The sequence below is a fragment of the Rhizobium sp. NPDC092011 genome, assembly GCF_044756305.1.
GTDB lineage: Bacteria > Pseudomonadota > Alphaproteobacteria > Rhizobiales > Rhizobiaceae > Rhizobium.
Map to the genome: position 1 here is coordinate 170503 of NZ_JBIVSO010000011.1, position 12678 is coordinate 183180.

Consider the following 12678-nt stretch of genomic DNA (forward strand, 5'->3'; position numbering starts at 1 on the left):
ACGACTTCGAATTCCAGGCAAATATCAGCATCCTGTTTTCCAGATGATTGGAGTGAAGGTAATGACTGACAGCGTGCTCGATATTCCGGTGAAAAGGATCGATGGCAGCGATACGACGCTTGCCGATTATCGCGGCAAGGTCATCATGGTCGTCAACGTCGCCTCCAAATGCGGACTGACGGTTCAGTATGAGGCGTTGGAAAAGCTATACGAAGACAAGCGCGACCAAGGCCTTGTCATCGCCGGCTTCCCCGCCAACGATTTTAAGGGACAGGAGCCCGGCACGAACGAAGACATTCTGAGCTTCTGCACGCTGACCTACGATGTGCAATTCCCGATGTTTTCCAAGATCGCCGTAACTGGCGAAGACCGGCATCCTCTTTACAACGGCCTTATCGCATCAGGCGTCGAAGCGACTGGCGACGGACCAATGCGCGAACGTCTTGCAAAGCACGGTCTGGAAACCGGGCAGGACGGCGGCGTTGTCTGGAATTTCGAGAAGTTCCTGATCGGCCGCAACGGCAAGGTGGTGGCACGCTTCGCACCGGACGTAACGCCGAACGACCCTCGCCTTCTGTCCGTTTTGGAGAAGGAACTGGCACGGGCAAACTAAAGCCCCTGGATACCTTCTAAACGCCAGAAACGGCTAATTGCGTCAATAGGTTGCATTTCCTGCCGGTTAGCGCAAAGCACGTTCAGCCGGATGGCTTAATTGCGCGCCCGGCGGCCCGGGAGTATGGTTTCCAATCCGAATTCATCATGACGGAATGCTGCATCAATTCTGATGGGAGGATGTCATGCGCGAACCTGATATGCAGAAACTCGATAGCCTCGTCGGACGCCTCGTCGGCGATCTCGGTGCGGCGGTCTCCGGCGTATTGGTAACACTCGGAGACCATCTGGGCCTGTTCCGCGCCATGGCGGACGGGACGCCGATGACCTCGACGGAATTGGCCAACAAGGTCGGCGTGAAGGAGCGTTACGTGCGCGAATGGCTGTCGGCGCAGGCCGCGGCCGACTATGTCAGCTACGACGACGGGACCGAACGCTTCTATCTATCGCCGGAGCAGGCGATGGTGTTTGCTGAGGAGAATAGCCCTGCTTTTTTCACCGGCGCGTTCGATGTCGTACAATCCATGTGGCTCGACGAGCCCAAAATTGCCAATGCCTTCAAGACCGGCAGCGGCCTCGGCTGGCATGAGCACAACGCCTGCCTGTTTCGTGGAACGGAGCGTTTTTTCCGACCGGGCTACAACAGCCATCTCGTTTCGGAATGGATCCCCGCACTGAACGGCATGGAGGAAAAGCTACAGGCCGGTGCCATGGTTGCCGATGTCGGTTGCGGCCACGGCGCTTCGACCATCCTGATGGCTGAGGCCTATCCGAACTCGACCTTCTTCGGCTTTGACTATCATCTGCCTTCGATCGAGCGAGCGAAAGCAGCTGCGAAGGAAGCGGGCGTTGGCGACCGCATCACGTTCGAACAGGCAAGCGCCAAGGATTTCCCGGCGGTCGACTACGATCTCGTCGCGATGTTCGATTGCCTGCACGATATGGGCGATCCCGTCGGCGCCGGCAAACATGTCAAGGAGTGCCTTGCGGATGACGGCATCTGGATGATCGTGGAACCCTTTGCGCATGATTGCCTGAAGGACAATCTCAATCCGGTCGGACGCGTGTTCTACGGTGCATCCACGATGATTTGCACGCCGGCGTCGCTATCCCAGGAAGTCGGGCTCGGTCTAGGCGCGCAGGCAGGCGAACTGAAGCTGCGCAAAGTTGCCATGGATGCCGGCTATACTCATTTCCGCAAAGCCACCGAAACACCGTTCAACATGGTCTTCGAGGTCAAGGTATGAGGCATCTGCCGCGCGCGTCTGCGAGCGCGCGGCATGCATGATGCGCTACAGACGCTGTCCGTCTTCACCGAATAGCGACGCAAGTGCAGGCTGGAAGTAGACCGGCTGCTCTCTGTCGAGCGCGATCTCCTCGTCGGCATCGATACGCACCGACAAGGTCTCGCTGCCGACCTGACCCCAGATCAGGTTATCCGAGCCCATCGGCTCGACGATGCTGAAAGTCGCCGGCAAGCTCGATGAACGATCGCTGGCCGGCTGGAACTGCATCTGTTCCGGCCGCACGCCAAGTGTCGCCTTTCGACCTTCGCCGGGCGTGCCGGAAAACTCATAGCCGTTGAGATCGATCCCGCGGCCATCGGAGAGCTCAAAGGCGGGCGCGCCGTTGTTGCTGGTCACCTGTCCCGAAAGAAAGTTCATGGAAGGCGACCCGACGAAGCCTGCAACGAAGCGATTGACGGGGCGACGATAAATTTCCTTCGGCGAGGCAAATTGCTGGATGACGCCGCCGCTCATGACGGCGATGCGGTCCGCGAGCGTCAATGCCTCGATCTGGTCGTGCGTGACATAGATCATCGTTGATCCCAGACCGCTGTGAAGCCGCTTCAACTCGACGCGCAGCTCGGTTCTAAGCTTGGCGTCGAGGTTGGAGAGCGGTTCGTCGAACAGGAAGACGTCGACATCGCGCACCAGCGCGCGGCCGATCGCGACGCGCTGGCGCTGGCCGCCGGAGAGTTCACCCGGCCGGCGCTTGCGCAAAGGATCGATCTGCAGGATCTGTACGGCGCGGTTGACGCGCTCAGCAATCTCCTCCTTCGGCATGCCGGCGATGCGCAGCCCGAACGAGAGATTTCCCTCGACCGTCATCGTCGGATAGAGCGCGTAAGATTGAAACACCATGCCGATGCCACGGTCCTTCGGCTCCTCCCAGGTGACGTTCTTGTCGCCGATCCAGATCTGCCCGTCGCTGATATCGGTGAGGCCGGCGATGGCGTTAAGCAAGGTCGACTTGCCACAGCCGGACGGACCGAGCAGCACGACGAATTCGCCCGAATTCACTTCGAGGTTGAGCGACTTCAGAACGTTGACGTTGCCGAAATTGATTGCAAGTTCGCGAATGGAAACATTGGCCATGAACTATCCCTTGACTGCGCCCGCGGTAATACCGCGCACGAACCAGCGACCCGAACCGAAATAGACGATCAGCGGAATAAGAGCGGTCAAGATCGTTGCCGCCATGTTGACGTTGTAGAGCTTCTCGCCCTGCGTGGAGTTGACGATGTTGTTGAGCTGCACGGTCATGGGGAAGTTTTCGCGGCCGGCGAAGACGACGCCGAACAGGAAGTCGTTCCAGATACCGGTCACCTGCAGGATCGACGCCACGACCAAAATCGGGATCGACATCGGTATCATCAGGCGAAAGAAGATCTGCCATAGCCCCGCGCCGTCGATGCGCGCTGCCTTGAACAGCTCCATCGGCAGGCTGGAATAGTAGTTGCGGAACAAAAGCGTCAGCACCGGCAGGCCGAAGACCGTATGGGTGATGATGATGCAGGGCAGCGTCGAATAGATCCCGATATCACGGTAGATCAAGACTAGAGGATAGATGAACACCTGGTAGGGGATGAAGGCGCCAAGCAGCAGGACGGCGAAGAGCACATTTGCTCCCTTCACCCGCCAGAAGGAAAGCGCATAGCCGGTCAAAGACGAGATGAAGATCGACAGGATCATGCTCGGGATCAGGATCTTTACCGAATTCCAGAAGCCGACGCTGATGCCGCCGCATTCGAGACCGGTGCAGGCCGTGCTCCACGCCTGTATCCACGCATCGGGCGACCAGGCCTGCGGAAAGGCGAAGATATTGCCCTGCCGGATTTCCGGCATGGATTTGAAGGACGTGACGAGCATCACGTAAAGCGGCAGCAGGAAGAACAGTGCCGCAATGGCGAGAAAGAGGTAAAGGCCTATGCGTCCGGGGGTCAGATGCTGGGGCTTGCGCCCGGTCGGACCCTGCATGGCACCAGCGACGGAAGATGGCGTGGTCATCAGTTCCCCCTCGGCTTTTCGCGGAAATATTCATAGTAGAGCCATGGCGTCACCAGGATGACCACCGTCACGAACATCACCGTCGACGCCGATGTCGCAAGGCCGATGTTGCCGCGGCCGAACAGGTAATCCATGATGAATTTTCCGGGTACTTCGGTTGAGATTCCCGGCCCGCCGCCTGTCGTTGCCAGCACAAGCTCGTAGACCCTGACCACGGCGATCGCGAGAAGCACGCTTGCAGTGATGATGGTTGGCCTCAGGATCGGAACGACGATGTGGAGATAGACGCGCCAAGTGGGAATGCCGTCGATGCGCGTGGCTTTCCAAAGTTCGCGGTCGATGCCGCGCAACCCCGCCAGCATGATCGCCATGACAAGACCTGAAGACTGCCATATGCCGGCGAGTACGATGACATAGAGCGCGAGATCGCTCTGGACGATCCAGTCGAAACGGAACCAGGTGAAGCCGATGCTGTCGGCGACCTTCTGCAGACCGAGCGTCGGATTCATGATCCACTGCCAGACAAGGCCGGTCACGATGAAGGACATGGCGAAAGGATAGAGAAAGATCGTACGGAAGGTGTTCTCGAAGCGCACCTTCTGGTCGAGGGCCACGGCAAGAAGAAAGCCGAGGATCAGACAGCCGGCGATGAAGAGCACGCCGAAGATTACGACATTCTGCAGCGATATCAGCCAGCGCGCAGTGTCGAACAGCCGTTCGTATTGCTTGGTGCCGACGAAGATATTGACCGGCAGAACTTTGCTATCCGTGAATGATATCCAGATGTTCCAGATAACGGTGACGACATAGGCCAGAACGACGATGACGAAGGCCGGCAACAGCGCCAGATAGGGGGAAAAATGCATCCGTCTGCGGGTAGCGCCCACGGGCGCTGCAGTCGGGCCGGCAGTGGCGGCGCTCGTTTCGGGTGTGCTCATAGGCGCGCTCCTCCTCAGCATTCATGAGAACCGGCGGCAGGCGAACCTGCCGCCGCATGGATGTCGGTTGAAGCTTACTTCGCCTGATCGATAACCTTGGCGAATTGATCGGCGAACTGATCGGCCGTCATGGTCGGGGTCGTCCAGTATTGGGCGATGAGGTCACCTTCCGTCTGAACGATATCCTGCGGCGTCAACACGTCCGAGGTCAGGATCTGGCGGCTTGGATCCTTGAGTGCGGTCAAGCCCTTCTGCGCGCAGGCATCGAGCTTCGACGTGTCGACGTCGAGACGAACCGGCACGGAGCCCTTCTTGGAGTTGAACGCAACCTGGCCCTCTTTCGACATGATGACGGTTGCAAGCAGGGTCTGCGCATCGGTGGCGGTCTTGTCCTTCAGGACCGGGAAGACGAAGATATCGCCGCCCATCATGAAGTTGGATTCGCCCGGTCCGAGGATGCAGCCGAAATCCTTGTCGGCAACGAGGCCGGCATGGATAAACTCGCCCTTGGCCCAGTCACCCATGAACTGAATGCCGGCCTTGCCGTCGATCAGCATGCCGGTCGCGACGTTCCAATCGCGGTTGGGGCTGCCGGCATCCTGATAGTTGCGCAGCTTGGCGAAGACTTCCGCCACATGCTTGAACTTGTCGGACTTGACGGCGCTGGTATCGAGATCCTTCCAGACCTTGCCGTAGAGATCCTTGCCACCTTCGCCGAGCAGGATGGCGTTGAACATCAGCTGCAGCTGCCAGGGCTGACCGCCGACGGCCACCGGGACCAGGCCGGCAGCCTTGATCTTGTCGAGTGCCGCAAACATTTCGTCCCAGGTTTTCGGCTCTTCCGTCACGCCGGCCTTGGCGAAAACGGGCTTGGAATAAAACAGCCAGTTCTGGCCGTGGTCGTTGATCGGCGCGCCGTAAATATGGCCGTTATACTGGATGGCCTGATAGAAGGAGGGGGTCAGGACGGATTTCCAATCCTGCTCCTTGGCCAGATCGTCGAGCGGCCGCAGCAGGCCTTGCTGAGCCAGATCGTTCATCTGCGTACCGGTATTGAACTGCATCGCAGTTGGCGGATTGCCGCCGATGATACGGTTGATGCCGATCGGACGGGCGGTCGAGCCAGACCCGGCAATTGCGGTATCCACCCATTCGCCGCCGGCGGCGTTGAAGGCCTTGGCGAGTTCCTTGACCGCCGCGGCTTCGCCGCCGGACGTCCACCAATGCAGGACTTCGGCCTTCTTGCCCTCGGCCAAAGCACCGGTCACGCTTGCTGCGACCAACGCTGTGGCGCCGACCAGTGCCATCATCAATTTACGCATTCGTTCCTCCTCCTTTGAGGGCGTTCTCCAAACGCCTTTGTTCAGCCGCCGCCGTCTCCAGACATCGGATGCCGAATTTCACGATCCTCCAAAGCGATGCAACAGAGCCTCCGTTCCCTGCAGCAAGCGAGCAATGGTTCCTCAGCCACTGCCCCTTCGTCAAGCCCGCAGTCTCAAAGGACTGCATTTTCCCAACCTATAGCGCAGCCTATGAGAAACGTCCCTCATTAATTGTGCGCTGTATCGGGTCCGGGCGGCCGCAACTGCTATGGATCGCAACCATGGCGCGAGATTGAGCCGAGCGCTCGAAGGCGGTCATCACCTCGAGTGCATGAAATGCAAGCTCGGACGATACCCTATGCGGTCGACCGGAGCGAAGGGAATCCACCATCTCGGCCGCGCCCAATCCGCGCAGCCCAAGATGACCGGGGACGCCTTCGGTGTAAGGATGATCGACGGGAATGTCGCGCCATGCTTCGTCGCCATCGTGGAAGATTTCGACCTTGCCGCTGAAATTGTTCGGATCGGGCGTCACCATCGAACCCTCCGAGCCGTAGAGCTCGATCTGATTGTGCTTATGCCTGATGACGTCGAAGCTGGTGGCAATGGTGACGGTCGCACCGCTATGAAACTCCATCACGCCAGTCAGGTGGGTCGGCACCAGAACCTTGATCGTCTCGCCGCGACGCGGATCGGTTTTCACCGTGCGTTCGATGCGAGTTATCTTTGCCGTGCCGAACACTTCGCGCACAGGGCCGAGCAGTGCGATGAGGTTCGTGACGTAATATGGGCCGACGTCAAGCATCGGTCCGCCACCTCGACCATAAAAGAAGGCCGGATTGGGATGCCAGTGCTCATGGCCGGGAAGCAGCAGCATCGCAGTCGCAGAAATCGTCTTGCCTATGCGGCCTTCATCGAGCAGCCGGCGCGTCAGCTGGTGGCCACCGCCGAGGAAGGTATCGGGAGCGCAGCCAAGCCGCAGATCGCCAGCACGTGCGATGGCCATCAGCTCTTCCGCTTCGGCCATCGACACGCCAAGCGGCTTTTCCGAATAGACGTGCTTGCCGGCCTGCAGTGCCTTCTTACTGATGGCGTAGTGCGAGACCGGCGTCGTCAGGTTGATAATCAAACCGATCTCCGGATCAGCGAGCATCGCATCCAGCCCAACGGCCTCGATGCCGAACTGCTCCGCGAGCTTGCAGGCGGATTCATGATAGAGATCATAGACCGACTTCACACGGATGAAATCGAACATATGCAGGGTCGCGACGTAGGTGGCGCTGATATTTCCGGCGCCGACGATGCCGACTTTCATGGGCTCTTTGTTCATGGGAATTGCCTCTTAGGAAATGGTGATCTCAAGCTCAGCGGCGACGGCGCGCAGATAGGCCATGCCACGCCGCATCTCGTCATCGAATTCCGGCGTCGCCTCGCGGAAATGGGTCCAATGGGATGCTCCGGGCGCATCCTCCAGTTCGAGCGTGATCGGCCCCGAATAGCCAATGGCTAGAAGTGCGGCGAAGATCGCCTTCCAATCGATCTTGCCCCGTCCAGGCCGCCAATGAGCATTCGTATGGCCTTCGTTGTCGGAGAAATGCGTGTTGAAGATGCGGCTGCCGAGCGCAAGCACGACATAATGCGGCATATCGCCGGCGGGGAAGAGATGGCTCGGATCGAAATTAAGCCCGAGGTTGGCGGCGCCCGTGCGCTCGATCAGGCGCAGCATAGCCTGGCCGGAGCTGACCCAGCGATAGGGGTGCGGCTCGATCGCAACCTTCAGACCGGCAGCGGCCGCGATCTCGCATGCCCGGGCGAACCCCTCCACCACTAGATCATACTCGCCCGTCCAATCCCATTGCGGCTCGACCGCCGCACCCCATTCCTGCGAGATCGGGCGCTGCAGAATCGGCTTGATCTCGGACTGAAACGGATAGGACGTCATGCTGGTGACGATAGGCGTACCTATCGCGGCTGCGACATCCATTCCACGCCTGTAGCCATCGAGATCGACGGTCGACACGATGGCATTCGCGGCTCGGCTGAACGGCAGATTGAAGAAGAAGTTGGTGAGCACCAAGCCCTCACCCTCCGCGATCTCCTTTAACTCGCGAATGGTTTGCGGTGTGTAGTAGCTCAGCATGTCCACCGACCATGCGGTGAGCTCGAAACCCTTGCAGCCGGTGCGCGCGAGGCGCCGCAACGGCTCCTGGTACGGCGGATTCCAGTTAAAGGTCCAAATTGGCGATCCGAAAAAAAGCGAGCCACTACTCACGTCATCCTCCCTGGGAATTGAGTCAAACTTCATGCAGGGGCCAAAGGATAATTTTTCGACTTTAAATTCAATAACTTATGGAGAATTCCGATCCGGCGTTACCCGCAACATGTCTGGGAGATACCACCAAGACACCACCGAAACTGACCAATAGGCGCTCTTTGCGACATTGTATTTGTAGGTAGTGGAGTGATCAGATTACATGCACCAGCACGGATCGCGGCCTGATCGTGCAGATGACCACATCCCAAGCAAACAGTCGCGACTCAGCAACAACGTCGGAAGAGGTCAGCCCCGAAGCCATCACCCACGCGCCCACCAACTTCCAAAGTTCTATCGATCCGTGCGATTTAAGGGTCTCGTCCTCCGACATTATGAAATCCGTCTCTGTTGAGTTCCGTTAGATTTTTACCCTGATTTCCATTTTGGGCGAGCAAACTGCCAGGCCAAGTGCAATGTTTTGAAAAGACTGGCAGTCCGCATCCCAGCTGGGTTACAGCCAAACGCGAAACTGGATTAAATCGTAACGGAAATTTGCACGCTAGCGGCTCACCTCACACCTAAGCCCGGAAACACTCAGCTTTCGAAACCTTGGTCAGTCAATAGGTTTTTGATGGGTGGAGGATCCTGCAACAATATCCTTCAGTACAGGTGGCTTAGCCACACAGAAGCGATGTGGCAAAATGGTCGAGCTTGCAAGAGGGTGTCAAAAAAAGTATTCATGCATTCGTGCCATGCACCAGCCTAGGAAGTGTGCTCATGTAAGAGTTTAGGCCGCTTCGATAACGGATCAAATTCCTTGTGCTCGATCGGCCCTTGGCGATCCAATCGATGTCAAGGATCTGCACTTCGATCTCAAGGTGTTGGCCAGCCCTATGGACTGAAGGCCCAATCGCGGAACAACCCCGCCCTCAATGCACTGATAACGCTATCGCGCGCGCTGCTTTACAGAGGGAATCTTTACGTTCATGCAGATGGCGCCTACGTAATATTCGTATTGCTCACGAATGGTGGACGCTCATGCGCTAGCACCGCCTTGAAAAGAACTGCGCGCAACGCGTTCAATGCCAAAGCGCTTCCAGCGCACATCAGATACTGAAATCTCTTATGTAAACGAGACTGTGTTCACGTACCCTTCAACGGCCATGTGCTTTGCCATGGCAACGAGACGAAAAACCGCGCGCTTCGGATTAGATTCAAGCCAAATCGCCGAAACCGGATTGCTGCTGCTTGGCCCTGCAATCGGGCGCCACACGGCGCGATCAATTCGCATGATCTTTGCAAGGCTTTCGCTGGCCAGCGTGATACCCTTGCCAAGTTGAACGTCTATGAAAACAATAGATTGGCTCACATCGCAATGCCGAACGGCCAACCGACCCATCAATGTCTTGATCTGCGGCCAAAACCGTGGATCGAACGGTGCCACGTTTTCTCGCTCCGGAATTAGAAGCTTTTCGCCGGCAAGGTCGGCCCAATGGACGGCTTGCTTGTTGCACAGAGCATGTCCAGCAGGCAGGAGAACGGCGAAACCCTCTTCCCAGACCACTTCGCTCCTGCATGATTTGGGGCGACAATTGCCGCTGATGAACGCGACATCAAGCGCCCGGCGCCGTATGGCGTGAGCATATTTTCTATATACGATTTCCTCCACTGCGATAGCTACGCAAGGATGTGCTTTTTCAAAGCGCCCGATAAGCTTAGGGAGGAAACCTTGCCCCACGGACAGGTCCACCCCTACTCGCAGCGTGGTCAGATTCTTGTTGCCGAGTGCCGTCCGGGCGAGCGCTTCCTCCAATTTCTCATAGTGGACGCGAATTTCATTGAGCCAAGCCCGGCCAGCCTTTGTCAAATGAACACCGTTATTGTCCCGCTCAAACAGCTGCAGATTAAGATATTGTTCAAGCAAAAGGATGTTACGGCTAACGCTCGACTCGTGCACGCCAAAAGCGTGAGCGACCCGCCGCATACTTCCGTACTCAGCTGCCGCGAAGATGTATTTGAGGTGAAGAAGAGCGTTGATATCCATCGCAGGTCATCACTCAAAGGCGCTCACGATCTCGTCCTTGATCTTCGCAATCGCCAAGCAAAGAGATTTGATCTGGTCATCGGTGTGGGTCGCTGTCACGCAAATGCGCAACCCTGCGTGGCCTTTCGATACGGTCGGGAAGAAAATTGCAGAGGTATAGAAACCTTGCTGGAAAAGACTTCTTGCGGCTCCAATCGCGATAAGTTCGTCACCGAACTGGACCGTCCTGATCGGTAGCGGCGCACCCTGCTGCGCCGTTGGCATCAACGCGTCAAGCAAGGCAATCTTTTCTTGAAGTGCTCGTTGCAGTCGCGGCAGCTCACTGGTTCGATGCAGCCTTGCGGAGGCCAAACCCGCGCCAATGGCCGCCGTGTTGAGCGATGCAGAAAACGCGTGTGCCACCGCAAACCTGCGAAACAGGACCTCTTGATGGGCCGTGCCCAACATAAGCATGCCGCCGGATGCACCGAATCCTTTGCCAAGAGAGGCTGCAATTATGGTTCGATCACCCAACTCTCCGATTTGAGACTTGGCGAAGCCTTCTCCATGCTCACCGAAGAGCGACACACCATGAGCATCGTCAATGTAGAGGAATAGACCATATTTTTCCTGCAATCGGCGCAGTTCGGATATCGGGGCATTGCCGCCCATGGAATAGACGCCATCGCAGACAAAGGCGACTGCTGCATTTTGTCGGCACAACCGCTCAAGAGCTTCAAGGTCATTGTGCGCAATTGTCTCAACCCGCGTCTCCTCGGCAATCGTGCCTTTGTGGTACGCGAGGGTCGCATGCGCCAAGCGATCGAACACCATGATGGGCTTTGGACCGCCGGTGAGGTGCCCTGATGCGACCAACGGCAAGGCGCTCATGTTGGCGGCGAGTACGGTGGTGTAAGTGATCACACGCGCGGCGAAGAGATCAGACAGAGATTCCTCGAGGTCACCGAGACCCGCAAAATTCAGACGCGTGCGGGCGCATGACCAGTGCAGCGCACCGGAAGCCCGCAGGGCTTCGACAGCGCCACCGACAATATCGGGATGATTGTCCAAACCTAAATAGGAGCATCGGACGAAGTCGACAACCATCCGATCCTCGTAGCTCAACTTGACGGCCCTGCCTTGCGATGGATGGGCGTAAATTGCCATAATGCCTTGGTAATGAGCAGCTTCGAAATGCCGATCGGCCGTATTGATGAGGCTGCCGGTATTGCGATGGATTGCTTTTCCGTTTTGCTCAGAACGCGCGGAAATCTTCTTTTCCATTTTTCAAACTCCGATCTGTCGGTTTGCAGACCAGAAGTTGAAATCGGTACTCGGCAACATCAACAAACGAGGTCAGAAATCTCCATCAATATAAAGCATTACTAATGTTAAACTGTCAGACATATGTGAAGCTGCGCGAAATGCAGAAGCTAGCCGAATTCAGCCGCGTAACCGCTGGACCGGATCGTACGGATAATATTGCGACCGGTCATCTGTTCCAGCATACGCCGCAAACTCCCGATATGAACATCGACCGTCCTTGGCTGAACATAGTAATTTGGAGGCCATGCCGCCTCGATGAGTTCCGGCCGTGAAAAGACGCGGCCGGGCGCCTGAAGCAAGCGGCACAGAAGCTTGAACTCGATAGGACCGAGCTGAATCTCTTCCGAGCCGTGTCTGACCAGCCTCTTACTTGCCTCGATACTGAGCTCCCAAACCGCGAATGCACGGCTGTCGCGGCGAAGCCCTCCTGTTGCTGAAGGTGGCCCCATCATAAGGGATTGCAAATAGGTCAGTATCCTTGCCGGCGAGATGGGACGAACAAAGCTTTCGGTGACACCCGCCTTGAGCAGGTCCAGATAGTACCGCTCGTCACCGCCGGGAACGAGCGCGAGCAATGGGATATGCGCCGTCGCCCTATCAGCTTTGATCAGGCTACAAATGCGCAATGCATGTTCGGCATTGTTTTCGGTGTCGAGTACAATGGCTAAAACGGACGTGCGTCCTGCAAGTTTTCCCACCTCCTGCTCGTCCAACAGCACAGAACTCAGTCCCTCCACCGCGAGAATGTGGCTAAAAACAAGAAAGAAGTCGGGATTTTGCGACCAGAAAAAAACCTCGGAATTCATATGACAGCCCTCCTCCTGTTAGCTGCCAGATCGACGATCCGGATCATGTTGCATCAAAAATTACGGCAAAGCCGCTGGATTTCGTAAATTTCGTTGGATTTCGTGCA

Annotated in this window: 11 protein-coding genes; 2 read left to right on the top strand and 9 right to left on the bottom strand. The window is 57.2% G+C overall.

Going from position 1 to position 12678, the window contains the following annotated elements; translation table 11 throughout:
- Positions 1-61: 61 nt before the first annotated feature.
- Together ACIQJ2_RS30285 and ACIQJ2_RS30290 are read left to right on the top strand one after the other, a co-directional pair.
- The gene (locus tag ACIQJ2_RS30285) at positions 62-613 is read left to right on the top strand and encodes a glutathione peroxidase (RefSeq protein WP_400673803.1); all 552 of its coding nucleotides are present in this window, start codon (positions 62-64) and stop codon (positions 611-613) included.
- 184 nt (positions 614-797) lie between these two features.
- Positions 798-1859, top strand: coding sequence for a class I SAM-dependent methyltransferase (locus tag ACIQJ2_RS30290; RefSeq protein ID WP_199148172.1), 1062 nt, complete (start codon positions 798-800; stop codon positions 1857-1859).
- 45 nt (positions 1860-1904) lie between these two features.
- Here the strand turns inward: ACIQJ2_RS30290 and ACIQJ2_RS30295 are convergent, their stop codons facing one another.
- From ACIQJ2_RS30295 to ACIQJ2_RS30335, 9 genes are all read right to left on the bottom strand, one after another.
- The gene (locus ACIQJ2_RS30295; protein ID WP_400673799.1) at positions 1905-2990 is read right to left on the bottom strand and encodes an ABC transporter ATP-binding protein; all 1086 of its coding nucleotides are present in this window, start codon (positions 2988-2990) and stop codon (positions 1905-1907) included.
- Positions 2991-2993: 3 nt separating this feature from the next.
- On the bottom strand, positions 2994-3902 hold the full coding sequence (locus tag ACIQJ2_RS30300; protein ID WP_199148174.1) for a carbohydrate ABC transporter permease: 909 nt from the start codon (positions 3900-3902) through the stop codon (positions 2994-2996).
- On the bottom strand, positions 3902-4840 hold the full coding sequence (locus ACIQJ2_RS30305; RefSeq protein ID WP_400673797.1) for a carbohydrate ABC transporter permease: 939 nt from the start codon (positions 4838-4840) through the stop codon (positions 3902-3904). Before ACIQJ2_RS30305 ends, ACIQJ2_RS30300 begins: the two co-directional genes overlap by 1 nt.
- A 74-nt stretch (positions 4841-4914) precedes the next feature.
- Positions 4915-6162, bottom strand: coding sequence for an ABC transporter substrate-binding protein (locus tag ACIQJ2_RS30310; protein WP_246762026.1), 1248 nt, complete (start codon positions 6160-6162; stop codon positions 4915-4917).
- Between the two features lie 208 nt (positions 6163-6370).
- Positions 6371-7492: a Gfo/Idh/MocA family protein gene (locus ACIQJ2_RS30315; protein ID WP_400673795.1), complete on the bottom strand. Its 1122-nt coding sequence runs from the start codon at positions 7490-7492 to the stop codon at positions 6371-6373.
- 12 nt (positions 7493-7504) lie between these two features.
- Complete coding sequence (locus ACIQJ2_RS30320; protein WP_400673792.1) at positions 7505-8362, bottom strand: sugar phosphate isomerase/epimerase family protein; 858 nt, start codon at positions 8360-8362, stop codon at positions 7505-7507.
- A 1177-nt stretch (positions 8363-9539) separates the two neighbouring features.
- Complete coding sequence (locus ACIQJ2_RS30325; protein ID WP_400673790.1) at positions 9540-10460, bottom strand: LysR family transcriptional regulator; 921 nt, start codon at positions 10458-10460, stop codon at positions 9540-9542.
- Positions 10461-10469: 9 nt separating this feature from the next.
- Positions 10470-11723, bottom strand: coding sequence for an aminotransferase class I/II-fold pyridoxal phosphate-dependent enzyme (locus ACIQJ2_RS30330; RefSeq protein WP_400673787.1), 1254 nt, complete (start codon positions 11721-11723; stop codon positions 10470-10472).
- A gap of 149 nt (positions 11724-11872) precedes the next feature.
- Entirely contained in the window at positions 11873-12571 is a 699-nt protein-coding gene (locus ACIQJ2_RS30335) for a winged helix-turn-helix domain-containing protein (protein ID WP_400673784.1), read from the bottom strand.
- Between the last annotated feature and the right edge of the window lie 107 nt (positions 12572-12678).

What these genes read in the sequence shown, in the direction of transcription:
- ACIQJ2_RS30285 (WP_400673803.1), top strand. Translation starts at nt 62, where the DNA reads ATGACTGACAGCGTGCTCGATATTCCGGTGAAAAGGATCGATGGCAGC.
- ACIQJ2_RS30290 (WP_199148172.1), top strand. Translation starts at nt 798, where the DNA reads ATGCGCGAACCTGATATGCAGAAACTCGATAGCCTCGTCGGACGCCTC.
- ACIQJ2_RS30295 (WP_400673799.1), bottom strand. Translation starts at nt 2,990, where the DNA reads ATGGCCAATGTTTCCATTCGCGAACTTGCAATCAATTTCGGCAACGTC.
- ACIQJ2_RS30300 (WP_199148174.1), bottom strand. Translation starts at nt 3,902, where the DNA reads ATGACCACGCCATCTTCCGTCGCTGGTGCCATGCAGGGTCCGACCGGG.
- ACIQJ2_RS30305 (WP_400673797.1), bottom strand. Translation starts at nt 4,840, where the DNA reads ATGAGCACACCCGAAACGAGCGCCGCCACTGCCGGCCCGACTGCAGCG.
- ACIQJ2_RS30310 (WP_246762026.1), bottom strand. Translation starts at nt 6,162, where the DNA reads ATGCGTAAATTGATGATGGCACTGGTCGGCGCCACAGCGTTGGTCGCA.
- ACIQJ2_RS30315 (WP_400673795.1), bottom strand. Translation starts at nt 7,492, where the DNA reads ATGAACAAAGAGCCCATGAAAGTCGGCATCGTCGGCGCCGGAAATATC.
- ACIQJ2_RS30325 (WP_400673790.1), bottom strand. Translation starts at nt 10,460, where the DNA reads ATGGATATCAACGCTCTTCTTCACCTCAAATACATCTTCGCGGCAGCT.
- ACIQJ2_RS30330 (WP_400673787.1), bottom strand. Translation starts at nt 11,723, where the DNA reads ATGGAAAAGAAGATTTCCGCGCGTTCTGAGCAAAACGGAAAAGCAATC.
- ACIQJ2_RS30335 (WP_400673784.1), bottom strand. Translation starts at nt 12,571, where the DNA reads ATGAATTCCGAGGTTTTTTTCTGGTCGCAAAATCCCGACTTCTTTCTT.